Origin of the sequence: Sporolactobacillus kofuensis, from assembly GCF_024125425.1 — a bacterium.
Lineage (GTDB): Bacteria > Bacillota > Bacilli > Bacillales > Sporolactobacillaceae > Sporolactobacillus > Sporolactobacillus kofuensis.
In genome coordinates this window covers 64,835-88,954 of sequence record NZ_JAMXWN010000007.1, presented here as the reverse complement: position 1 = coordinate 88,954, position 24,120 = coordinate 64,835, and the positions used below count along the sequence as shown (strand labels likewise).

Below are 24,120 nucleotides of genomic sequence, written 5' to 3'. Positions count from 1 at the left end.
GCAAAGGTTGTTCGAAAACATAAGACACACGCCCTAAACCCATAGAACAAGTGGAATCAAACATCATTTTCTCTTCTATTCATATCAATCGTATCATTATGCAAAAATCTCACTGTATTTGATCATAACATTTTTTTCTCCAAGAATTCTCCTGATCTCCTCGATGAATGGCTGATGCAGGCTGACTGCATAGTTTGGCGCAAGCGCAATTGTTTTTTTCTGATTCTCATAGTACATAACCACGCGATGTGTTCCCGATTCTTTACCAATGAGTGATTTCACTTCTTCGAGGAGTTGCGGTTGATAATGTGCACGATCAATTTTCAGAAAAAGAACCGTCTGACGTTCCGATAAGTATTTATCCAAATCGATTGCACTGAGCACAGTTAGCTGTGCCTTATCGTCTTGTCGTCCCTCAGAACGCTTTGCCTGTATGACAAGCATCTGTCCGTCACGAATGATTTCGTGCAAGCTGCCAAATTGTGCAGGAAAGCAAACCGCATCAATCATACCTGTTTCATCCCCGGCCACAAAGAAAGCCATGAACTGTCCGGACTTTGTTTTTATTCGTTTTAATTGCTCAACCATTACTGCCACAGTGACCGGTTTCCCAATCGGATGATTCCCGATCTCACCCACTGTTGAGAATGTGTCTGGCAATCGATCTCGATAGTCACTTAACGGGTGTTCGGATAAATAGAAGCCAAGAACTTCACGCTCATAATGCATTTTTTCATCGGCACTAAGTGGAGGAACATCGGTATAATCCCTATCCTCACGACCAGGAATCAGTAATGATGTTTGGCCGTTATTCTTACTCTGTTCTTCTTCTCCAAATTGTATTGCCCGATCCAACGTGGCGAGCAAGACCGCACGATCGACATCGAAACCATCGAATGCTCCTGCAAAGATCATCGATTCTATCGCCTTGCGATTAACCTTCTTACTTGAAACTCTACGACAGAAGTCATAAAGATCCTTGAATATGCCTTGTTGCTGCCGTTCTCGTATTAGTTCATCGACTGCACCATTGCCAACATTTTTGATTCCTGATAACCCAAATCGTATCGCATTACCTGATGGTTCAAAAGTCCCCATGCTCTCATTTATCGAAGGCGGCAGAAGCTTAATCCCATTATTATTTAGTTCAATCAGCGACGCCTTAAACTTTTCAAAATTACCAATGATTCCGGAAAAATGAGCCGCCATGAATGCTTGAGGATCATGTGCTTTTAAATAAGAAAGCCGATAAGTGATAAAACTGTAGGCCACCGCGTGAGAACGATTGAATCCATAGTTTGCAAATCGAACGATTAGTTCAAAAATTTGGTTCGCTGTTTCAAGCGAATAATGATTGGTCATACACCCCGCGATAAAGCTTTTCTTCTGATCTTCAAGTAAATCAAGTTTTTTCTTTGATACGGCACGTCGTAAAATATCCGCATGTCCTAGTGAGTAACCAGCCATCTGAACCGCAATTTGCATGATTTGCTCTTGATACACGAGGACTCCGTATGTAGGTTTGAGTATCGGTTCCAAATCAGGATGAGGATAAACGATTTTCTCCTCACCATGTTTTCGAAGAACATATCGATCAATAAACTGAACAGGGCCTGGGCGATAGAGTGCTATAACCGCAACAATATCCTCAAATTCCGTTGGCTTTAACTTCCGTAACACCTGGCGCATCCCATCTGATTCGAGTTGGAAAATCCCCATCGTATCACCACGGCTCAACAGTTGAAATGTTTCCGAATCATCTAGTGGGATAGATTCCAAGGCTACCGGGGTTTTGACCGATGTCGTGGTTCTTCGCATAATCTCCTGCATGAAGGTCAGGTTGCGTAACCCAAGAAAGTCAATTTTTAAATGCCCTAATGATTCGAGAATTGTCATGGAGTATTGTGTGACTGGAATCCCATCGTGTCCTTTCTGTACAGGTACGGATTCCGTTAAAGTTTCCTCGCTCAACACTACACCTGCTGCATGGATGGAAGAGTGCCGAGGCAATCCTTCTACTTTGTGCGCAAGTGAGAAAAGCGTTTTGGCTTCTTTCGATGAATTGACGATACTGCGCAATTTTTCGGATCCTTCATACGCTTTCTTTAATGTCACTTTCGGCAATCCTGGCACCAATCGTGCCATTCGATCAACGAGACGTGGGTCCACCCCTAGTACACGACCGATGTCACGTATTGCTGCTTTTGCTGCCAAAGTTCCAAAGGTGATGATTTGTGCTACATGTTCACGACCATATTTTTCAAAAACGTAATCGATCATCTTGTCACGATCAACATCTGGGAAATCCAGATCAATATCCGGCATCGTCACACGCTCTGGATTAAGAAATCGTTCAAAGAGCAAATTGTATTTGATCGGATCAACTTCGGTGATCTTCAAAACATAAGCAACAAGTGAGCCTGCAGCAGATCCTCGTCCAGGGCCAGGCAAGAAACCGCATTTCCTCGCATGTGCCACTAAATCAGCAACAATTAAAAAATAATCATTGAACCCCATCTTGTTAATTATTGAGAGTTCATGATTCAGCCGAGCACGCATTGAATCCGTGATTGTGACATATCGTTTTTCAATTCCTCGCTCACAGATGCGTCTAAGTAATTGTTCCGATGTTTCATTTGCAGAATGTGGGAATACAGGTAATTTCACCTTGTCAACCGAGAACGTCACTTGACAAGCCTCGGCGATTTTCGCCGTTCGCTTCAGCGCCTCGGGAAGCGTGGAGAACCGTTCCTCCATTTCTCTCGTCGATTTAAAACTCCAATCTTGATGGCTTTGCGGTTGTTCACCTATCTTATTTCCATCACGAATACATCTCAGACACGCGTGTGCCGTAGCTTCTTCCGGATCAAGATAATGAATGGTGCAGGCAGCCACCTCTGGAATGGACAGTTTTCGACTGAGTGAAAGGAGTTGGTGTTCAAGTGAATCATCTAAAGATCTGCCGGTCCGTTGAATTTCCAGAAAGAAGCGGTTGCCTAAAATTGACCGCAATCGAATCGCCAGTTTTTCAGCATACTGATCTTTATGAATCATAAGCTTTCGATCAATCGGACCTTCCGGACCCCCGGACAACGCACATAATCCTGAAGCATAGCGCTCAAGTTGAGAATAAGAAATACAGCCACTTTCCTCCATTTGAACGAGTGAGGAAAGTTTAATCAGATTCTTATAGCCTTCGTTATTCTGTGCCAGCAAGGTTAATATCGGATGGTTCTGCAGCGCCTTGTTTTTCACATTTTGTGCAGGCTGATCGATGTCCTCAACACTGAGTTCCATTCCGATAATCGGATGAATACCTGCTTGCTTACATGCATTGTAGAATGGAATGACGCCATACATCACGTCGCGATCTGTCAATGCAAGCGCTGTCTGACCGGTACGCTTGGCACGATCAACTAAGTCATTGATTCGGCAGGTACTGTCCAACAAACTATATTCACTATGCACATGAAGATGGACATATGGCATGGCGTTGTTCTCCTCTCAAAGTATAAATGAGCAGTTTGGGACAAACCCTCATTAGTCTTTTTTACAAAGCATACACAAATCTTGAATCAATTGATCTGCTTCGTCCCAGCTCCTAACCGATGCCCCAGAGGCCATTGGATGTCCTCCGCCGTTATACTTAGCCGCTAATTGATTAATTTCCGGCCCTTTTGAACGAAGTCTTGCACGTATCACTGTGTCTTCCTCTGAAAACAAAACCCAAGCTTTCAAATGCTCAACATTGGCAAAACTATTCACAAGTGCAGATGCATCTGAAGGATTCAACTTATATGAACGAATAAGCTCTTGAGAAAGTTTCACAAAACCGACACCTTCTTCGGTTAACGTGAAATGTTCAAGGACATAACCATTCAAACGTGTCTGAGCTAAACTGCGTTGATATAACTGATTAAAGAAGGATTGGCGATCAAAAGATTGTTTGACAAGCCTAGCTGCAGCAAGATAAGTATCAGAAGTTACATTACTGAATTGAAATCTGCCAGTATCACCAACAATACCCGCAAAAAGTAGACGTGCCGCTTCCGGTGACAGCTTAAGTTCAGGATGTGTCTGATAGATCGAGGTAATCATCTCACTCGTTGAACTTGATTGTGTATTCACCCATTGAGGATCACCATAGGCATCAACAACGGGGTGATGATCAATTTTCACTAATTCCGCACCATTTGAATACCGTGTATCTGAAATACGTTCGCGGTTCGCCGTATCACAGACAATGACAAGCGCTCCAGAATAGATTTGATCTTCGATGTTATCCATAGGCATGAGGAATTGCAGAGACTCTGATTCTTCGCCTACGACATATACGTTTTTATTTGGAAAATTATCTCGGATTAGATAGGCTAACCCGCCTTGGGAGCCAATGGCGTCAGGATCCGGGCGAACATGCCTGTGAATGATAATCGTTTGATATTGCTTCACTAATTCTAATAGCTTATTGATCAAGCGAAAAACCTCCCCTTAAAAATTAGATGGATATAGATAGTCATTTGAGAGAACAGAACCTTTTATACTTACTTAATAACGATCAGTGAACGACATCGGCACTAAAGCACCGAAATTTGAGAACATTACTTACCTTGCTTTCTATAACACGGAGCAGTGGTTATGTCCGGCATTCTTTTAAGGGCATGATAATCACTTTTTACTTAGTTTCATTGTAGCACATATGTTCGATTTTTAGTCATTGAAAATGGTTTCAAGCAAAGAAAGGAGCCCCAGACGTTGATTCAAATCGGTCACGTGACCAAGTTGAATCAACTGGGCTCTACTATAAATTGGGCATTTAATAATGCTTTTCCACAAAGCTGGTCATCCACAAAGAGCTCGATATCCATTTTTGCATTCCGCCTTGTCATTTCCAATATTTTTGGCCGAACAGTTACCGTTTGCTCAAGTTGAACGGGCTTAAAGAAATAAAAGGACAAATTATCAACAACCAAATCCCCTCTTCGCAAGTGATTTAACACCCGACGACAAGTGGTTGTAATCATCGACGTCATCACACCGTGAGAGACTGACCCGAGATAATCACTCATTTGCGGTGTCACGCTAAATTGAAAAATGTAATGATTGGTTTCCGAATAGTCTTTCAGCTGTGAAGAAACAATGTCTTCAATTGTCTCGCCCATTTGTGGCTGTTGCTGAATCATCTGTAGTGCCTTGAGCACATCACGACGTGTGATCATTCCTAGTAAGTGCTGCTGATCATCGACGACCGGAAGTCCTTCTATACCTTCCCAGATCATCCGATGTGCGGCGGACGCAACCGACGTTGACGGTTTGACAACAAGCGGTTGCCTAGTCATAATCTCTTCGATTGTATGTGCCTCCTTCTCTTTCATAACATCCTTCATGGCAACAATACCGACGACTTTCATTTGCTGGTCAACGACCGGAAATCTGCTATGCGCGGTTTGCCGATTAAGCTCATACCATCTTTTTGGGGAATCATAATTAAATACAAACTGCGTCTCAGAGAATGGGATGAGAATATCAGAAACATGAACGATTTCTTTTTTTATCAGCTGATCAAAGATTGCACGATTAATTTTTGCTGCTACTGTAAACGTGTCATAGGTTGTCGAGATCACCGGTAGCTGAGTTTGATCAGCAAGTCGCTTAATCCGTTCACTTGTGCTGAACCCCCCAGTAATCAGTACAGCGGCTCCTTCATTCAGTGCATAGGCATGAACAGACTCACGGTTTCCGACAATCATCAGATCATTCGCTCCGATATACCGCTTCATCGCGTCCATCTCCATCGCACCAATGACAAAATGATTCAGCGTTCGTGAAAGGCCTGCCTTACCACCAAGAACTTGTCCTTCAACAATGTTCACCACTGTATCAAAAGTCAGCTTTTCGATGCTCTCCTGACTTTTCTTCTCTATCCGAATCGTCCCCACACGTTCAACGGTACTAACCAACCCTTGAATCTCAGCATCTTTGATCGCACGATATGCTGTGCCTTCGCTTACTTGAAGTACCTTGGCCGTTTGACGAACAGATATCTTACTGCCTATTTCCAAATCAGCGATATAATGTAAAATTTGTTCATGCTTTGTTTCCATCTCAATCTCTCCAAACAGCTGTTATAAGTCTATTGACTGGCCTGATGATAAAACAAGCCCATGTCCGTCAAGCTGATTGACGAATTTACTAGGATCCTGCTTGATCACTGGGAACGTATTGTAGTGAATAGGAACAACTGTCTTTGCTCTAATCCATTGTGCAGCAATTAGCGCATCTTCAGGTCCCATTGCAAAGTTGTCGCCAATTGGCAAAAATGCGAGATCAATCGTATTCTGTTCACCAATTATTTTCATATCTGAAAAAAGCGCTGTATCACCTGCATGGTAAATGGTTTTACCATCAATTGTGAGTAAAAGTCCGGCTGGCATTCCTGTATAAATAATTTCATGTTTTGCAGGGTTTGAAATACTTGAGCCATGGAATGCTTGAGTGAGTTTTACTTTTCCAAATGGGAACGTGTATGCTCCGCCAATGGACATGCCATGCGTATTTAAACCTTTCCATCCGAAATAGGTGGCAAGTTCGGCAACGGCGATCACTAAGGAACCATCCCGCTCCGCGATCTCTTGTGTATCGGCAATATGATCACCATGTCCATGAGTTAAAAGAATAGCATCAATTCTTGGAAGATCATTGATTGAGATTGGAGACTGTTGATTTTCACTGATAAATGGGTCAATCAATAAATTTGCTTTTTCCGTTTCAAGTAATACAGTCGAATGACCAATGTATGTAATTCTCATGTCTTCTTAGCTCCTTTTATAAAATGTCCATTCACATCACAACAATCATCGACATCGTCGGCTCCATCTGGCAATAATCAATACCGAGTCACAGTGAAAAGGGTAAGTTTAGACTTATTATACACTACCCGGTGCACATTTCGCAGTAATCACCAACACCTGTTCTTTCCGAATAGAAAGTAAGTGAAAGAACGATTGAAAAACAATGACAAATCGTTCCTTCCCTATCAAATTGTGTTACATTAGAAGTATCATTATTGATATGGAGTGACCTTAATTGTCAGAGAAAATGAAGCAGATTGAAGAATGGCTAAAAAAACAGGAAGGCCGATTCGCGTACATTGCTGATCCCACTAATGTATTCTACCTTACTCATTTTAAATGCGATCCACATGAACGCTTTCTCGGTCTATTCCTTTTTCCTGAGGATGAACCTTTTCTCATTTGTCCAGAACTTGAGGTCGGACAGGCACGTAGCTCTGACTTCGGACATGAAGTCATTGGCTATAGAGATGATCAAAACCCTTGGGATTTCGTTAAGAAAGCCTTGGCAGCGCGCCGTACCGATTTTAATAATGTCTTTATTGAACCAAGCACATTGCCTTACAACAAAGCTTTAGCTTTAAAAGAAATTGCAGAAACCATTACGTTCCAATCGATCGAGAATTATCTTGCATCAATGCGGAATATTAAGGATGCTACTGAGCTTGCCGCTATGAAAAAGGCAGGAGAGATTGCTGATTACGCCGTCAAGCTAGGTGTTGAAGCCATTAAAAAAGGACGAACAGAAGCTGCAATCGTTGCTGAAATTGAACATGAACTCGCAAAACAGGGCTATTCTCAAATGGCTTTTGACACGATGGTCCTCGCTGGTGATAATACGGCTAACCCACATGGCTACCCGGGAACAAGACAAATCCATGAAGGCGATTTTGTCCTTTTTGATCTAGGTGTCGTTATTGATGGTTATTGCTCGGATATTACACGAACGGTCTGCTTCAAGCATGCATCTGACGAACAGCATAAAATCTACGAGACCACTTTGCAAGCAAATTTAGCTGCAATCAAAGCCGTTCACGAAGGATTGCGTATCGGCGATCTTGATGGAGTCGCAAGAAAAGTGATCACAGACGCAGGTTATGGTGAATACTTTACCCACCGTCTTGGACACGGACTAGGGCTCGGCGAACATGAGCAACCATCAATGAGTGCGGACAATAACCAAACATTGAAACCAGGCATGGTATTTACTGTTGAACCTGGTATTTATGTCCCTGAAGTTGGCGGTGTGCGTATTGAAGATGATATTTACTTGAGTGAAAATGGCGCATTGACACTCACTCACTATCCAAAAGAACTTCAAATTATTGATTAATCGTTTCTAATGAATAACTCCTTATAAGTACAAACTGAGCGTCTCTAATAAGAGACGCTCTGTTTGTACTTCTGAAAAGAAATCTGTGATTAAAATTTTATAGAAGAATCCGTTTTTGAGAAAGAAATTTGATTTTGCTTAAAGAAGATCCATACAAGTATTGTTACACTGAATCAACGTTTAAATTTCTTGGTGTCGCTTTGACAAACGCATCGTATCTCTAGCAATCATCACTTCTTCGTTTGTCGGGATCACCAGAACTTTGATTGGCGACTTTTCAGTACTAATCATTATTTCTTTACCATTTATTTTATTTAGTTCACGATCCCAATCAATGCCCATAAATTCCAAATCCTGAAGTACACGTGCACGGATCATAGAACTATGTTCACCGATACCAGCTGTAAAAATAATTGCATCGACTCCTGACATTTTCGCTGCATATGCACCAATATATTTTTGGATGCGTTCAACAAATACATCAATCGCTCGTTTTGCACGCTTGTTTCCACGCTTTGCTTCCTTATCAATATCTCTCAGGTCACTTGAGAATCCGGATAAACCGAGAAGACCGCTTTTTTTATTCAACACATTGATGACTTCTGTTGCGTTCATCCCCGTTTTATCCATGATGTAGGGAATGAGTGCAGGATCAATGTCTCCGGAACGTGTGCCCATGGTCAATCCTGCGAGTGGCGTAAATCCCATCGATGTGTCAATAGATTTACCGCCTTTGACAGCAGTAATACTGGCACCATTTCCTAGATGACAAGAGATTAAGCGCAACTGATCACTTGGACGTCCAAGCAGTTCAGCTGCTCGAGAGGCGACATACTTATGACTTGTTCCATGAAAGCCATACTTACGAATACCATACTGTTTGTAATAATCGTAGGGAAGACTATATAAGTATGCCTCACTGCCCATACTCTGATGGAAGGCTGTATCAAAAACAACGACCTCAGGAACATTTGGCAGTACTTCCCGAAATGCGCGGATACCCACAAGGTTTGCTGGGTTGTGCAGGGGGGCCAGTTCTGAAAGATCCTCGATTTTTTTGATCACTTCATCGTTCACCAATGCTGAATCATCAAATGTCTCACCGCCATGAACAACACGATGGCCAACACCTTCTATTTCAGTCAATGAGTGAACTATTTTTAACTCTGTAAGCTTTTCAAGTAAAATACGAACAGCAACTTCATGATCAGAAATCGATGCGATTTCCTGTTGCTTTTCACTTTTGAATGAAATTGTAAAAATTGAATCCGACAGACCAATGCGTTCAAATGAACCCTTCGTTACCAAATGCTCGGCGGGCATATCTAGAAGTTGAAACTTCAGCGATGAACTACCGGCATTGATCGCAAGAATTAAAGCCATTGTCGATCACCCTCTCGTCTTCTTAAACCGATCGGTGCAGAAACCAATGATCTAACTGCTGCATGAACGTACGCATCTTTACTTCATCTGAGAAATCAGGCATTTCCGCGAGAAGTGCCTGCTTGGCAAGCGTCGTAGTTCCGGATTTTTTCTGCATCAATAAAATGCTCTTCGTTTGATCTGAATTTTTGAAAAGTGTTTCAGGAAGCTGGATCAACGCAAGAATCGTGGCGTGCTTCTGAATGAAATGATGAAAAATGCGATTCTGATCATCTGAGAACAGATGATTTGGTACCAAGGCGAGCAAATGGCCGCCATCCTTCAGTTTACGTAACCCTTGTTCAACAAACAGAAAATGTGTCAGCGGTTTTTCCACAACATCTTTTAGTATATAGGTGTCTGCTGCCGCTTGATCCGGATAAATACCAACAGGAATATCGCTAACAACAAAGTCAACAGATTCCGTTAGGATCGGTTTTAATCCATCTTGATGAAAGAGCTGAATTTCCTTTTGCTGTAAATTGCTGTTTGCTGCAGCAAGTCTGAGTAATAAAGGGTCTGCATCAATGCCATAAGCCAAAATCTCGTCAGTTTTCGCTTGATTCATGATCGCCGTTAACAAGTTCGCCATGCCAACAGCCGGGTCAAGAACTGAAAACGGGTGATTTCCCGCCATCATTGCAACCATATGACCCATCAGGAGCGCCAATGTGTCCGGAGTCATTTCATGATTTGGCTGCGGAGATGCTTTCATTCCTTTTAACGCGGCAAGCTGCACGGCTCTTCGAACATCTTCAGCTGTCATCTTCTGACTATAATAGCGATCGTGGAGAGGGCTTAGCTTCGTCGTTAAATCCTTATCCTTAATTTCATCTTGTACTAATCCTTCTAGAGTGCTACATAACGCATTCAGATAGTCTGTTTCATGATGTTTTCTGATAAATAGAGTGGCTTGATCAATGATCGAAAAGAGCTCACTGACTGTCGTTGTCTGCAAATCGATTCCTCCAAATGTAAAGCGCTTACATTGTCTATTATACAGTTAAGCTGATAAGATTACCTGCTCGTTTTCATAATTTATGAGAAATGTATGTGAATTTATGTATGTTTTGATAGGATCGCCATGTAGATGATTGGACATAAACAAGTTCAGAATACCCATATACGTAAAAACGAATACCTGTGCAGGATATAATAATCTGCTGTTTGATGTGCATTCAAATCTTCTCATACTTCACTCACTCCTTTCTTCACTATAGCTTAATTCTATGTTTAGGGCAATTGTCACAAAAAAGTGAACACTGTGAGAAAGTCCCAAAAGATAGTACGAGATTTAGCCGATACATGTTTCAAAATATATTTCTAAATGGGTTAAAAAAATAAAAAATTAATTACGAAAAATACTCGATTAAAACCGCCGAATCCTCATTCTCATTCATGCTTCGAATGTTCGCTTACCGCTGGCGATCTGTGGGCCAAAACAGTCAATCCATCATCTGATGGTTCCCACTTGCTCGTCAAGTCTCTAGTAACGGCGAAGGCGGGCTTATGCTCACTTCCGCTTATCTTTTATCGTAAAAAAATCGGAGGGGCGTATTGCCCTTCCGATTGCTCAAAACTCTTCTTCCTGCCAATCACCACGACGTTTTTTCCTTTTTTGGTTGCTACTGGATCCCCCGCCACTTTCTAATAGTTCTTTAATTTTTTCAATGGTCTGCGGTGCAAGATCAATGAGTCGTTCGTAGAGGTGCGTGTTGTTATCCAGATGGATCGTTTTGACACCTTCACGTCCGATAATCAGAAAAGCAATGGGTGTGATGGATACTCCTCCACCTGTTCCTCCGCCAAAGGGAAGATAGGCTTCCGCCTCTTCAGCAGGATCTTCATCTGAGTTTTCATTTTTCGTATTAAATTCACTTCCGCCGGCAACAAAACCAAATCCCACTTTTGATAAGGTAATAATTGTATGTCCGTCGTCAGTTTCAATAGGATCTCCGACAATCGTCCCTACATCCACCATGGATTGAAGGCTTTCCAGAGCGGTCTTCATCAATCCCTGAATCGGATGATCTGCCATATGCTTAACCTTCTTTCAACTGGTGCCTGATTTTCTTAATCATAACTATAGCGTCTCCGATCCTTATCTGAAACATGCATGACAAACTGGAGTACAAACATTTTCCTTGAAACCGTGGAATGACATTTATTCTTGGGTGATCAGAGCTAATCGGAGCAATCCAAGGAATGATGGAGCTTTTCAATGACCAAATTACACCACAGAGCAATGCGGTTTCCGCAGCATCACCAGATCCGCACGTTGTCACCCAGCTCATTTGACTTACCTTAATCTTTTCGCGAATAGGAAGCTGTTGAAGAGCGTTCACCATCCTCTTAGCTTTCTCCGACCAATGCTCAACACGCTCCTTAACATCATCAGATTGGTTCTTATCGGCATGTTGTCGTGAATGACTTTTCTTTTTCTTCCTTTCGTGTAGCTTAAGTGGGAACGTCCAAATCCGTTTTCGCCACAGATATAGTTCTGCTTTGATCTCGATCTGATGCATGCCAATAAGGCAATGGATACGTAAGGTGAGTACGCTTCTTAATACCGCAATCATGACTATAACGAGGAGGCATAGGATCACTCCTGAAACAATGAGAACTAGGCGCACCATGAACGCTCCTTATTCGAACATTTTCCCTTCTCTAGTCAGTATTGAGTAAACACTTCGCAATCATACAAAAAACTCGAGCGCATCAAGCTCCCGAGTTTTGCTATTGGTTAGTCATGACTCAAACATTTTTTAAGTCCGTTCTTAAGTTAAAAATCATTCAACGTCCTTAGCTTTTTCACGTTGAAATTCACTTTTGTCCCGGTGTCTCTTCTCTAGAACCTTGAGTACCCGATCAAATCCAACCTTCTGTTCACGCAACATCACCAGTGTATGGTAGATTACATCGGACACTTCCCATTCTAATTCAGCTACAGAACGATTCTTGGCGGCAATAATGACTTCTGAAGTCTCCTCGCCGATTTTCTTTAGAATTTTATCAATGCCTTCATTGAATAAATAAGTGGTATAAGTACCTTCCGGACGCTCTGCTTCGCGCTTTGCGATCACATGCTCCAATTCAGCAAGAATCTCATAGCGATCTGCTCCTGCAGCTACAGCCTCTTGTTTATCACTTTTCTCGGGAACAAAACAGCTGTATTTTCCAGTATGACAAGCCGGTCCTGCCGGGTCAACTTTGACCAATAATGTATCCGAATCACAATCAATAGCCCAATCTACGATCTTTTGTACATTTCCTGATGTAGCACCTTTGTGCCAAAGTTCCTGACGTGATCGACTGAAAAACCATGTTTCGCCGCTCTCTAATGATTTTTCGATGGATTCTTTGTTCATATAAGCCATCATCAGAATTTCTTTACTTTGTGCATCTTGTACGATTGCTGGGATAAGACCTTTTTCATCAAATTTTAGTGCATCAATATTCATCGTATTGCCACTCCCTTTTGTTTTAAAAACGACTTAACATTTGCTACAGATGTTTCTTTATAATGAAAAATTGAGGCCGCAAGTGCGGCATCCGCTTTTCCTTGCTCGAATGCATCAAGAAAATCAGCTGCGCTTCCTGCACCGCCTGAAGCAATAACCGGAACATCGACTGCCTCGCTGATCTTACTCGTCAGATTCAATTCAAAACCCTTTTTCTCCCCATCTTGGTCCATACTGGTGAGCAAAATCTCTCCCGCTCCAAGTGCAACTGCCTTCTTCGCCCACTCAATCGCATTTAAAGACGTTTCCTTCTGACCGCCATGCGTAAATACTTTATATGTACCTGTTTCTGGGTTCCATTTCGCATCAATAGCACAAACAATGCATTGACATCCGAAATAATCAGCACCTTCTTTGATCAATTCAGGACGTGCCACAGCAGAACTATTCAGTGAAATTTTGTCGGCACCCGCACGGAGTAAGGTCTTGATATCTTCTAAAGATCGGATTCCTCCGCCAACGGTAAAAGGAATGTTGAGTTTGGCTGCGACTTGCTTAACAACTTCGACCATCGTTTTTCTGCCTTCGTTAGAAGCTGAAATGTCTAAAAAAACCAATTCATCAGCACCTTCGGCATTATAATACATCGCAAGTTCTACCGGATCTCCGGCATCCCGCAAGTGAACAAACTGTTTTCCTTTTACAACACGTCCGTCTTTCACATCGAGACAGGGAATAATTCTCTTCGCCAGCATCAGCTCTTCACCGCCTTGATCACATCCGGTAATGAGATTTGTTTTGTATACAGTGCTTTTCCGATGATTGCGCCACTCAAGAGTTGATTATCAATCAACTGTTTCACTTCATTTAATGTCGTAACCCCTCCTGATACAACAACCGGTTTACCAATTTCTCTTGCTAATTGTTCAGCTGCTGAGACGTTTGCTCCTTGAAGCGCACCATCTCTGGATATATCCGTAAAAATAAACTGTTCGGCGCCTTCTAAAATTAATTGTTTCGCAAGATCCGCTGCACGTAAATCGGAAACTTCAAGCCATCCGCGTACGGCCACTTTGCCATTTTTAACATCAAGGCCAATGGCAATGGAATCCGAATACCGTTGAAGCGCACTTCGGCAAAATTCCGGATCACTGATGGCTGAACTACCAAGGATTACGCGCTTCACACCTTGACTTAAATAATTTTCAATCGTTTCCATTGAGCGAATACCTCCGCCCACCTCAATATTAATCGGCACCTCTTTAGCCATTTGGGCAATTAACTGTTGATTGATCGGATATCCTGCCTTCGCCCCGTCTAAGTCAACAACATGAATCCATTCGGCACCTTGATCATAAAAGGATCGGGCAATATCGATAGGTGCATCCCCATACACTGTTGATTGATCATAATCTCCCTGAAATAGGCGAACGCATTTGCCATCGATCAAATCAATCGCCGGATAGACTGTGAACATCAGCCTTCCTCCTTTTCGCATGAATTGAGTGTTGTATTCACATAGTGCAAATAATTTTCTAAAAGAGATTGACCAAACGCCCCACTCTTCTCCGGATGAAATTGCGTACCAAACACATGATTTTTGCCAACAACAGCCGGAACTTTTCCATAATAATCGGCTGAAGCAATTAATGAGTCTTGTTCTTTGAGATCCGCATAGTAAGAGTGAACAAAGTATGCGTAATCCGGCTTAAGTCCCTTGAGTAAGACCGAATCTGGCTTACTGAATTCTAGTGTATTCCAGCCCATATGCGGAACCTTATAGCGCTCGTCTTGATCCGAAATACCTGAAAAGCGGACAATCCGACCCGGGATCAGTGCTAACCCTTTGGTCAGCATGCCTTCTTCACTTTCATCAAATAATAACTGCATCCCAAGACAAATACCAAGCAGTGGCTTTGTTTGCGCATAATTTCTGATATAAGCGGTCAGCTGCTTCTGATTAAGGAGTGCCATAGCGTCCTTAAAGGCACCAACGCCAGGAAGAATTAATCCGTCGGTTTTATCCAACTCGCTTGGCTCATCGCTGATCAAATAGGATTGTTCAAGCCTATTTAACGCTTGGCTGAGACTATACAAGTTGCCCATACCATAGTCCACAATTCCGATCATCCTAATGTTCCCTTCGTTGACAGAACCCCTTGAATTCTTGGATTTTGAACTGTCGCCGCGTCAAGGGCACGGCCGAGAGCTTTGAATATCGATTCAATCATGTGGTGTGTATTTTCTCCATAGCGAATCGTTACATGCAGATTCATTTGCGCTTCAATACATAATTTATCCAAAAACTCTTTCACGAGTTCGGTATCAAATGTCCCCACCTTTTGGGAAGGAAATTGTCCATTAAATACGAAGTAAGGACGCCCACTCAGATCAATGGCAACTTCTGAAAGTGCCTCATCCATTGGAACGACTGCATAGCCATAGCGATTAATCCCCTTCTTATCCCCGACAGCCTGACGAATTGCTTTGCCAAGACAGATGCCAATATCTTCAGTCGTATGATGATCATCCACATCCGTATCACCCTGTGCATGAACATCCAGGTTGAACAAACCGTGCTTGGCAAATAAAGTCAGCATATGAGTTAAGAATGGTACACCTGTTTCCAGATTTGATGTACCGTCTCCATCAATCGCAAGTTTTAATTTTATTTGCGTCTCAAAAGTATCACGTGCCACAGATCCGATTCGCTCACCCATGAATAACCGCACCTTTCAATCTTTTTTCAACCGCACGGGCATGGCCCTCAAGTCCTTCAAATCGAGCAAACGCGGCGATCGCTTGTCCATTGATCTGAAGTGCTTCATTGCTATATTCAATAATGCTTGAGCGTTTCACAAAACTTTCAACACCAAGTGGACTTGCATAACGTGCCGATCCATTTGTCGGAATAATATGGTTTGGGCCAGCAAAGTAGTCGCCCACTGGTTCTGAACTGTATTTTCCTAAAAAGATTGCACCTGCGTGATGAATCATAGGAAGAACAGCATGTGGATCAACTGTGGCTAGTTCCAAGTGTTCAGGTGCAATTTGATTAATAACATTTGCCGCCTCTTGAAGATCTGCCACTAATACAAGTTTACCCTGATCGTTCACAGATGCAGACGCGATCTCTTCTCGAGGTAACTCTTGAAGCTGTTTGTTTACTTCTTGTTCGACAAGTTCTCCAAATTGCTGAGAAGTCGTCACAAGTACCGGCATTGAGAGCCGATCATGTTCTGCCTGTGACAAGAGATCTGCAGCGATCCATGCAGCATTTGCCGTTTCATCCGCCACAATTGCGATTTCACTTGGTCCGGCAAGACTGTCTATGGCAACATCACCAAAGACATGTTTCTTTGCGAGCATAACATAGAGGTTTCCTGGTCCAACGATTTTGTCGACCGGCTGAATGGACTCGGTACCATAGGCCAATGCGGCAATCGCTTGGGCACCGCCAACTTGATAAATCTCGTGGATACCAATTTCCTGTGCGGCTGCTAAGACACCATCAGCAATTAAGCCATTTTTCTGAGGTGGGGACACGAGTACGACTCGCTTGACACCGGCGACGAGTGCCGGAATTGCTCCCATCAATACCGACGAAGGGTAACAGGCTGTTCCACCGGGCACATAAACACCGACAGAATCAAGTGCTGTAACCTTTTGACCGAGAACGACACCATGTTCCACTTGCTCAGTCCACGAAGCCGGCATTTGTTTCTCATGAAAGTCACGAATATTTTGCGCGGCTTGTTGAATCGCTTTTCGAACCGCAACCGGTACACGTTCAACTGCCTCACGCATTTCTTCTTTCGATACACGCAGAGATCCAAGCTCAATGCCATCAAATTGTTTTGTATAGGCTTTTAACGCTGCATCTCCGTTGGTTTTTACATTGGAAATAATTGATGCGACTGATTTTTGCGCTTCTTCTTTCGCTTCTACTTTTCTTTTCTTTAGAAAGTCCAGATTCCCATCTTTAATCCATTCCAACCTTGGTCCCCTCCGTCGCTTTGATCATCTTTTCAACAATTTGGTCTATCTGTGTTTTTTTCTGCCTGTAACTTACCGGATTCACAATCAGCCTTGAACTGATATCAAGTAGCCTGTCATATTCCACAAGTCCATTTTCTCTCAACGTCTGTCCTGAGGAAACAATGTCGACAATTGCATCGGCGAGTCCGACAATCGGTGCCAATTCGATTGACCCATTCAGTGCAATTAAATCAACTTGCTCTCCACGTCGACGATAAAAGTCGGAGGCAATGTTTGGATATTTGGTAGCAATCTTGAGAAAAGGATTACGACTTTGGTGTTCAGGCAATCCTGCGACAGCCATATGGCATTTGCTAATGCCTAGATCAACCATCTCATAAACATCTCTTCCGCTTTCAAGTAATACATCTTTACCGGCGATTCCAAGATCCGCCGCACCATACTCCACATAGGTAGGAACATCCACAGGTTTTGCCAAAATAAAACGAAACGGTTCGGTCTTCAAGTCGAGAATTAATTTACGCGTTGTTTCAAACGTTTCTGGAAGCCGAAAGCCCGCATTTCTTAATAACCGACATGCATCGCCGAAAATGCGCCCTTTTGGCATAGCAATTGTAATGACCGATTTATTCATTCTTCTGTCTCCGTTCTCTCAAGAAAATAATTGACCGCATCAAATTGTTCTCTAAAGGTTTCAAGATTATCTATTCCGTCCGCATGCTGGAGTACAACTGCGTGACCCTTTTCTCTCTCTTCAGCAGCAAACTGCATCGCTTTTCCAACATTTTCACGATCATAAATCACCGCTCTTTTCTTTTGCGTACTCCGATCGGTCGACACCTTAATTGCGCTCATTAAACGATCGAGACGAATACCAAACCCGGTAGCCGGACAGGGTCGATTGAATTGTGCCAGCAGATCATCATAACGGCCACCACTGGCAACTGGGAATCCGAGATTGCCGCCAAACCCTTGAAAGACAAATCCTGTATAATAGTTGAGATGCGGAACCAATGTAATATCCAAATCAATCTTTTCATCAAGACGTTCAAGCTTGAGTAGATGAATGAGTTCGATAATATTTTTATAATAAGCTTGCACCGTTGCTGATGCACCTGTTACCAAAGATTTTAGAAATGCTAATGTTTCCTCATTAGTTAATCTTCTTGAGTCGACAAAAGTATTGAGCTGATTCGCCACTTTCTCAGGTAATCCCAATGTGTCAACATATTCGTGAAATCCAACATCATTCTTGTTATAAAGCAGGTTTCTAAGTTCTTCAACACGAGCATTGTCCTTAACAAGATCATAAAAAAACGCATTGACGAATCCGACGTGACCAACAGCAAGACGAACGGACTCCAATCCTGACTTCTCAAGTAAACTCATCATTAGCGACATAACTTCTACATCAGCATAGGGTGTTGCATCACCAATTAATTCCGCACCTGTTTGTTCAAATTCACTCGGATGACCGCCTTCCTTGCGCTGACTGCGGTAAAGATCCGCTGTATAAGCAAGTCTAAGCGGGAGCGGTTCTTTTCTAAGACTTGAAGCGGCAACTCTGGCGATCGGTGTCGTCATATCCGGACGTAAAACGACGGGATGCCCTTCAGCATCCAAAAATTTAAACAAACGGTGATCTGCGATTGCTGAGGCCCGTCCAACTGTTTCCGCATATTCTAAAGCAGGTGTTTTGATAAAATCATAACCCCAGCAGATCAGTTCACGCTGGAAAATCATCTCTAATCGAGATAGTTCTTGTTGTGCTTTAGGCAATGTGTCCCTAAGCCCAAGCGGTTTTTCAAACATATAGGGTTGCGACATCGTTGTTCTCCTTCTCGCAGTATCTCTCTTTAATTAACCTTTATAAAAATAATTTCAAAAACAGAATGCTTTATCTTATTAGCATAGTAAAGCGATTAATTGTATTTTAATGGAATTCCGGTAATTAGTCAATAGGAGTGAACGACTTAGTATCTAGAAAAACCGAGCAAAAACATCTGTCCTTGTTCTGCGTTAACTCTTCTTCGATTGCTTGCCGCGGGCAAGCCTCCACATACAAGGCAAAAAGTCTGCGGGGTCTCTCTGCGATCTGATCCCGCAGGCGTCTCGCCTCTTCGCTGTTTTTTCAAGCAATAAGTAAAAAGGACGGCCGAAGCCGTCCTTAAACGATCGTTTCTATTTAGAATTTTCCACCAAGTTGTTGCTGTGCAGTCGCTACGAGACGCTTCGTAATTTCACCACCAACAGAACCGTTGGCACGCGAAGTCGTATCAGGACCAAGTTGTACACCAAATTCGGAAGCAATTTCAGTTTTCATTTGTTCGAGAGCTTTTTCAGCACCTGGAACAAGAATCTGATTTGAGTTATTATTATCAGCCATGTTTCTCACCTCCTTGTGCCATTATGATGTGCAATCTCGAATTCCTACATGCACAAGGAGTCATGGTAATTATTTCAATAGTTCTTAAGAAATACAGCCTTAAAGCAGATCACTAATTGCATCCTCTTTTGTATCAGCATCAATGACAAGTGTTTCAATGCCATGAACTGCTGCATTGACCAATTCATCAACAGCGAGCTTGCGTTCAAAACGCTCTGCATGAATTCGATCAGGGCGCGTTCTAGGCGCTTTTGGAAGAAAAATTGTACAGCAATCTTCATAGGGACGAATCGAAATATCGTATGTGTCGATATCTTTCGCAATTTGTGCAATATCAATCTTATCCATAGTGATCAGAGGACGCAACACCGGTAGATTTGTGACTGAATTAATGGTATTCATGCTTTCTAGTGTCTGACTCGCCACTTGTCCTAAGCTCTCTCCTGTAGCAAGTGCGAGCGCGCCACGTTGAATTGCAGCCTTTTCAGCAATGCGAAACATTAACCGTCTCATAATCGTGATCCGGTAGTCTTCAGGTACCGCGTCACGAATCGCAACTTGAGCTTCTGTAAAAGGCACAAGATGGAGGATAAATTTTCCGGTAAAACCTCTGAGCTTCTTTGACAAATCAATCACTTTCTGTTTTGCACGATCACTCGTATATGGCGGGCTTTGGAAATGAATAGCCTCAATCGTTGCACCACGCCTTGCAATGAGATATGAGGCAACCGGGCTATCGATACCTCCTGACAACAGAAGCATGACTTTGCCGCTCGTGCCAACTGGAAGTCCGCCAGCTCCTTTAACTTCTTTTCCGTAGATACGTGCTTCGTGATAGCCGACTTCAACACGAATGAGTAAGTCCGGTCGATGGACATCAACTTTAAGCCAATCGCATTGTCTTAGGACTGTCGCTCCAAGATCCTGATTCAATTCACTGCCATGAATCGGATAACGTTTATCCTTTCGCCGAGCTGCTATTTTAAACGTCTTTGCTCCTTTTTCTTCGTTGGCAACACGCAATACACCTTCACGTATTTGATCGAGTTCTGTGCCGACTTTAAAGGCTGGAGAGATATTCTGAATACCAAATACTCGTTGCAGAATCGCAAGTACAGACGCTGAATCTTCACCGTTTAACTTAATTTCTAAATCATCAAAATGGCGTTTGATTTCCAGTTGAGGAAATTCACGGAGCTTCTCTCGGACATCGTCCTCTAACTTGACGACAAATTGTTTTTTGTTTTTACCTTTCAGGGTGATTTCGCCGAAACGAACCACGAAATAATCATAAATCACTCAATTCACCTCATTACAATCTTTAACTGGTTGACTGTTTCAGCCAGTGTGGAAAGAAAAACATCAATTTCTTGTTCGGTTGTTTCATAAGCCATACTAATCCGTATCGCTTGCTCAGCTTCGTCCGGTGAGACTCCCATGGCAACCAGAATGCCGCTCGCACCATTTTCTTTCGAGGAGCATGCCGATTTTGTGGAGACATAGATTTCATTTTTTTCAAGTGCATGAACCAATACTTCTGCTTTTATTCCAAGTAATGATACATTAACAATATGTGCTGCTGAAAGCTGTTCAGGCGTATGAACAGATGCATTGTCAATGTTTTTCAACCCGTCAAACAACTTTTTCTGGAGCCTTTTTAAATGATTAATTCCCTCTTGCTGATGTTCAAGTGTCAGTCGAAGGGCTTTGACCATACCGCATATTCCCGGCAAGTTTTCAGTACCTGATCGTCGTTCCTGTTCTTGTCCGCCACCAGCAAAAAGCGGTGACAGTAGAGTACCTTTTCGTACGTATAATAAGCCTGTCCCTTTTGGTCCATGAAATTTATGCCCGGAAATTGTGCATAAATCTATGCCGCTCGTTTGCAACTGTAACGGAACCTTGGCAAACCCTTGAACTTGATCGACATGAAACACAGTCTTAGGCTTATCTTTCAGAAAAGCACCAATCTCCTCAACCGGTTGAATCGTTCCCACTTCATTGTTCACATGCATTATCGAAACAAGAATGGTGTCTTCACGATAAGCTTTCTTGAATTGTTCAAACGAGATTCGACCTTCGCTGTTTACAGGCAAATAAGTGACCTCAAAACCAAGTGTTTCCAGTTGTTCAAATGCGTGACCCGCAGAAGCATGTTCAATCGCAGTTGTAATTAAATGTTTGCCCCTATTTCTATAGGCAAATGCCGCGCCTTTTATCGCCAAATTATTTCCTTCTGTCCCTCCAGAAGTAAATACAATTTCACTCGGATCAATATGAAGAAGCGAAGCTGCCTGTTCGCGCGAACGCGTCAAAAGCATTTCACTCTTACCTCCAAGACTATGCAATGATGAAGGATTCGCAAAATAGTGTTCAGAAACCGTACGGAGAGTATCCAGTACTTCAGGGTAGGGTTTCGTGGTTGCACTGTTATCCAAATAAATCATGAACGTACAATAACTCCCTTCTTAGCAAACGGATAAAGCAAAATAAGTGTTAAACAATTTCATTTGTACCCATCTTGTTTGAATCTTAACACGAGGCTTGCCTGATGTCATTGCTTAAGCTTCGTGTCCTTCGTATAATTCGGCACGCTTTAAAATTTTCGGTTCTTTTTTTTCAATAGCACGAACAGCCGTTTCAACAGCAGCCTGGTAGTCATATGTTCTAAAATAACGTTCTGCAGCTTTGAGTTCTTGATCAATATCCTGATAATCTGTCCGATATCGGTTTCCATATCGAATCATTTCCTCAGCAAAATTGGCGGTATCCACAAGTTTCTCTGCTTGATGGAAGACATTTTCAATGTCCTCAGAAGCTTGGGTCAGAAGTGATTGTACATTAACCATATTTAATGGCTTTTCGTCCAACTTCAAATACACAGATTCAAGCTGCTCGCCTGCCTTCCGTACAGCAGCTGAAAATGAGCCCGGTACACCCGGCAAATTACTTTTTTGAATGATCCGCTTGGTCTCAAAAAGTTGTTTTTTTAATTTCTGAATTTGTTCTCGAGCATTCATTTCATCTTTGCGTAATGTTTTTATTTTTGCGCTAAATTCATTAGCGACGGTCTCCATTTCGGCTAGATCTGTCTGAAGAGAATCAATCCGCTCATAAATTGAACTAAATGCTTCTTGTTGCTCTTCGCTTTGCGTATCTGAAAATACGCGTTCCAACTTTTGAAATGACTTTCCTAAATCATGCTGCATCTTCAGATCTTCTTCGCCAATATGATAACTATCGCGAATAATTTCTGTTTCATTATTTAATTCTTTTATTTTTCCCTCAACGCGTACAAGATTTTCCTCAAATTTCGGTGTTAAATCCTGAAGCTTTTTGCGACTAATCACTTCTTTTTCCAACTGTGCATAGAGCCAATCCATTTGATCATGGATGCCACTCAATCCATCTTTTGCCTCTTCCAGCGATAATTCATTCACAGCTGTTTCCATAAGTGTACAGTGTTTTTCTATTTCTTCTAGCTGTGTATCGATTTGTAAATGGTCAAGATTATATTCCTGTTCGATCATTTCCTGCTGACCTTGGCGAAGTTCTTTTATTTGATCCGGAATCGCCTTATGGAGATCCTGATAAAGGCCAGGTACAGCTTTAATCTGATTCTGAACCTTTTCTGCTGCCTGCTTCACGTCAAGCAGTACTTTCCGTGCTTCCAAGTAATTGCCATTTTCTGTTTCCGTCTCATAACTTTTCAATTGATTTTCAATTTCTTGAACAGATTTTTCAAGCGAGGGAAGTGTCCGATGGAATTGGCTTCTTTTTGTGATGAGTTCTTTTTTGATTTGGTGAAAAATTTCTTTTATCGGTGTAACTTCTTCTCGGTTTTTTGTTTCACTCTCCAAAACCGTGTTCAACTCGCTCAGGATTTCTTTGATCCTTGAATCGATCGTTGTCATTTTGTTTTCGGCTTCTTTGATCAAGAGATCCGCCTTATGAAAACGATACTTTTCAGTAAACTCTTCAGCTTTGAAGAGCGTTTCTTCGATCTCCGGCAGGGACTGGGTAACAATGGTATCCCAATCTTTATGCCATAAGTCGAACTTGGATTCTGTATCGCCTGCCATATTCAAATTCTTTACTTTTGACAATTCCTTTGCAATCGGTAGATTAAGCAGTTCCTCTCGCCTTGTTTCTGAACGGTCAATACCTGCAAATGTTCTTTTTCTCATCCAGGCACCGTAAGCAACAATAAATATAATAAGTAATATCAGTCCGACTAAAATAAAAAGCATACGGAATTTCCCCCATTCTCGCATGGAACGTACATATCTTTTTAATGTCTATATTGTATCAAAATAAAGTGGTTTGAGGTCAATAAAATAGATAATCTGTCGATTTTTCATAAGACATTTCGGATTTTGTCCAATTTCCAACGGTTTCTGCTCTTTATTTATCATGCTGTTGTTAAGAAGGTGTGAACCCGACTCCCAACTTAATTTCTATGTGCTTTCCGCCGAAAATTTTGGCACAAAGAAACTCGCCAGATCCGCTGATCACTGACGAGCAAATTTTCCATTATCTATTTTCTCGCACCTGCAGTACTGGGTCATTGATGATGAGTAAGAGTTAATCATCATTCGTCACGGACCTTGGTCTTCTGCAAAGTTTTTCTAACCCATCGTTCTTCCTATGTAAAGTTACTTTTTGTTGAAA

Annotated in this window: 21 protein-coding genes; 1 reads left to right on the top strand and 20 read right to left on the bottom strand. The window is 42.2% G+C overall.

Annotation, left to right across the window (positions count from 1 at the left end; all coding sequences use genetic code 11):
• Positions 1–96: 96 nt before the first annotated feature.
• The 4 genes from dnaE to NIE32_RS07385 all read right to left on the bottom strand — a co-directional run bounded on the left by dnaE (position 97) and on the right by NIE32_RS07385 (position 6,806).
• A complete protein-coding gene (gene dnaE, locus NIE32_RS07400) occupies positions 97–3,489 on the bottom strand; it encodes a DNA polymerase III subunit alpha (RefSeq protein WP_253054398.1) in 3,393 nt (1,130 codons plus the stop codon).
• Between the two features lie 51 nt (positions 3,490–3,540).
• A complete protein-coding gene (locus NIE32_RS07395) occupies positions 3,541–4,473 on the bottom strand; it encodes a DHH family phosphoesterase (protein WP_253054397.1) in 933 nt (310 codons plus the stop codon).
• A gap of 311 nt (positions 4,474–4,784) precedes the next feature.
• Positions 4,785–6,101, bottom strand: a complete 1,317-nt coding sequence (locus NIE32_RS07390; RefSeq protein ID WP_253054395.1) for a DRTGG domain-containing protein — start codon at positions 6,099–6,101, stop codon at positions 4,785–4,787.
• Positions 6,102–6,122: 21 nt separating this feature from the next.
• On the bottom strand, positions 6,123–6,806 hold the full coding sequence (locus NIE32_RS07385) for a metal-dependent hydrolase (RefSeq protein WP_253054393.1): 684 nt from the start codon (positions 6,804–6,806) through the stop codon (positions 6,123–6,125).
• Positions 6,807–7,083: 277 nt separating this feature from the next.
• Between NIE32_RS07385 and NIE32_RS07380 the strand changes: the two genes are divergently transcribed.
• Positions 7,084–8,181: a M24 family metallopeptidase gene (locus NIE32_RS07380; protein ID WP_253054391.1), complete on the top strand. Its 1,098-nt coding sequence runs from the start codon at positions 7,084–7,086 to the stop codon at positions 8,179–8,181.
• 180 nt (positions 8,182–8,361) lie between these two features.
• On the opposite strand, the gene NIE32_RS07375 is transcribed toward NIE32_RS07380, so the two are convergent.
• The 16 genes from NIE32_RS07375 to NIE32_RS07300 form a co-directional block, all read right to left on the bottom strand.
• A complete protein-coding gene (locus NIE32_RS07375) occupies positions 8,362–9,564 on the bottom strand; it encodes an acetate kinase (RefSeq protein ID WP_253054390.1) in 1,203 nt (400 codons plus the stop codon).
• A 22-nt stretch (positions 9,565–9,586) separates the two neighbouring features.
• Positions 9,587–10,561 carry a class I SAM-dependent methyltransferase gene (locus tag NIE32_RS07370; protein WP_253054389.1) on the bottom strand — a complete coding sequence of 325 codons (975 nt, stop codon included), beginning with the start codon at positions 10,559–10,561 and terminating at the stop codon, positions 9,587–9,589.
• A gap of 615 nt (positions 10,562–11,176) precedes the next feature.
• On the bottom strand, positions 11,177–11,641 hold the full coding sequence (gene ytfJ, locus NIE32_RS07365; RefSeq protein WP_253054388.1) for a GerW family sporulation protein: 465 nt from the start codon (positions 11,639–11,641) through the stop codon (positions 11,177–11,179).
• Positions 11,642–11,645: 4 nt separating this feature from the next.
• Positions 11,646–12,239, bottom strand: coding sequence for a DUF2953 domain-containing protein (locus NIE32_RS07360; RefSeq protein ID WP_253054387.1), 594 nt, complete (start codon positions 12,237–12,239; stop codon positions 11,646–11,648).
• A 153-nt stretch (positions 12,240–12,392) separates the two neighbouring features.
• Complete coding sequence (gene hisIE, locus NIE32_RS07355) at positions 12,393–13,064, bottom strand: bifunctional phosphoribosyl-AMP cyclohydrolase/phosphoribosyl-ATP diphosphatase HisIE (protein ID WP_253054385.1); 672 nt, start codon at positions 13,062–13,064, stop codon at positions 12,393–12,395.
• Entirely contained in the window at positions 13,061–13,819 is a 759-nt protein-coding gene (hisF, locus tag NIE32_RS07350; RefSeq protein WP_253054383.1) for an imidazole glycerol phosphate synthase subunit HisF, read from the bottom strand. The genes hisIE and hisF overlap by 4 nt, the downstream gene beginning before the upstream one ends.
• Positions 13,819–14,541, bottom strand: coding sequence for a 1-(5-phosphoribosyl)-5-[(5-phosphoribosylamino)methylideneamino]imidazole-4-carboxamide isomerase (gene hisA / locus NIE32_RS07345; protein ID WP_253054381.1), 723 nt, complete (start codon positions 14,539–14,541; stop codon positions 13,819–13,821). Before hisA ends, hisF begins: the two co-directional genes overlap by 1 nt.
• The gene (hisH, locus tag NIE32_RS07340) at positions 14,541–15,194 is read right to left on the bottom strand and encodes an imidazole glycerol phosphate synthase subunit HisH (RefSeq protein WP_253054379.1); all 654 of its coding nucleotides are present in this window, start codon (positions 15,192–15,194) and stop codon (positions 14,541–14,543) included. Before hisH ends, hisA begins: the two co-directional genes overlap by 1 nt.
• Positions 15,191–15,784, bottom strand: coding sequence for an imidazoleglycerol-phosphate dehydratase HisB (gene hisB, locus NIE32_RS07335; RefSeq protein WP_253054377.1), 594 nt, complete (start codon positions 15,782–15,784; stop codon positions 15,191–15,193). The genes hisH and hisB overlap by 4 nt, the downstream gene beginning before the upstream one ends.
• Complete coding sequence (gene hisD / locus NIE32_RS07330) at positions 15,777–17,060, bottom strand: histidinol dehydrogenase (protein ID WP_253054375.1); 1,284 nt, start codon at positions 17,058–17,060, stop codon at positions 15,777–15,779. The genes hisB and hisD overlap by 8 nt, the downstream gene beginning before the upstream one ends.
• Positions 17,047–17,697 (bottom strand): ATP phosphoribosyltransferase, encoded by a 651-nt coding sequence (gene hisG / locus NIE32_RS07325; protein WP_253054373.1) that lies wholly within the window; start codon positions 17,695–17,697, stop codon positions 17,047–17,049. Before hisG ends, hisD begins: the two co-directional genes overlap by 14 nt.
• Positions 17,694–18,890, bottom strand: coding sequence for an ATP phosphoribosyltransferase regulatory subunit (locus NIE32_RS07320; protein WP_253054371.1), 1,197 nt, complete (start codon positions 18,888–18,890; stop codon positions 17,694–17,696). Before NIE32_RS07320 ends, hisG begins: the two co-directional genes overlap by 4 nt.
• 358 nt (positions 18,891–19,248) lie before the next feature.
• Complete coding sequence (locus NIE32_RS07315) at positions 19,249–19,449, bottom strand: alpha/beta-type small acid-soluble spore protein (protein WP_253054370.1); 201 nt, start codon at positions 19,447–19,449, stop codon at positions 19,249–19,251.
• 99 nt (positions 19,450–19,548) lie between these two features.
• Complete coding sequence (gene thiI, locus NIE32_RS07310) at positions 19,549–20,748, bottom strand: tRNA uracil 4-sulfurtransferase ThiI (RefSeq protein WP_253054369.1); 1,200 nt, start codon at positions 20,746–20,748, stop codon at positions 19,549–19,551.
• Between the two features lie 5 nt (positions 20,749–20,753).
• Positions 20,754–21,896, bottom strand: a complete 1,143-nt coding sequence (locus NIE32_RS07305) for a cysteine desulfurase family protein (RefSeq protein ID WP_253054367.1) — start codon at positions 21,894–21,896, stop codon at positions 20,754–20,756.
• Between the two features lie 114 nt (positions 21,897–22,010).
• Positions 22,011–23,699: a septation ring formation regulator EzrA gene (locus tag NIE32_RS07300; RefSeq protein ID WP_253054365.1), complete on the bottom strand. Its 1,689-nt coding sequence runs from the start codon at positions 23,697–23,699 to the stop codon at positions 22,011–22,013.
• Positions 23,700–24,120 lie beyond the last annotated feature (421 nt).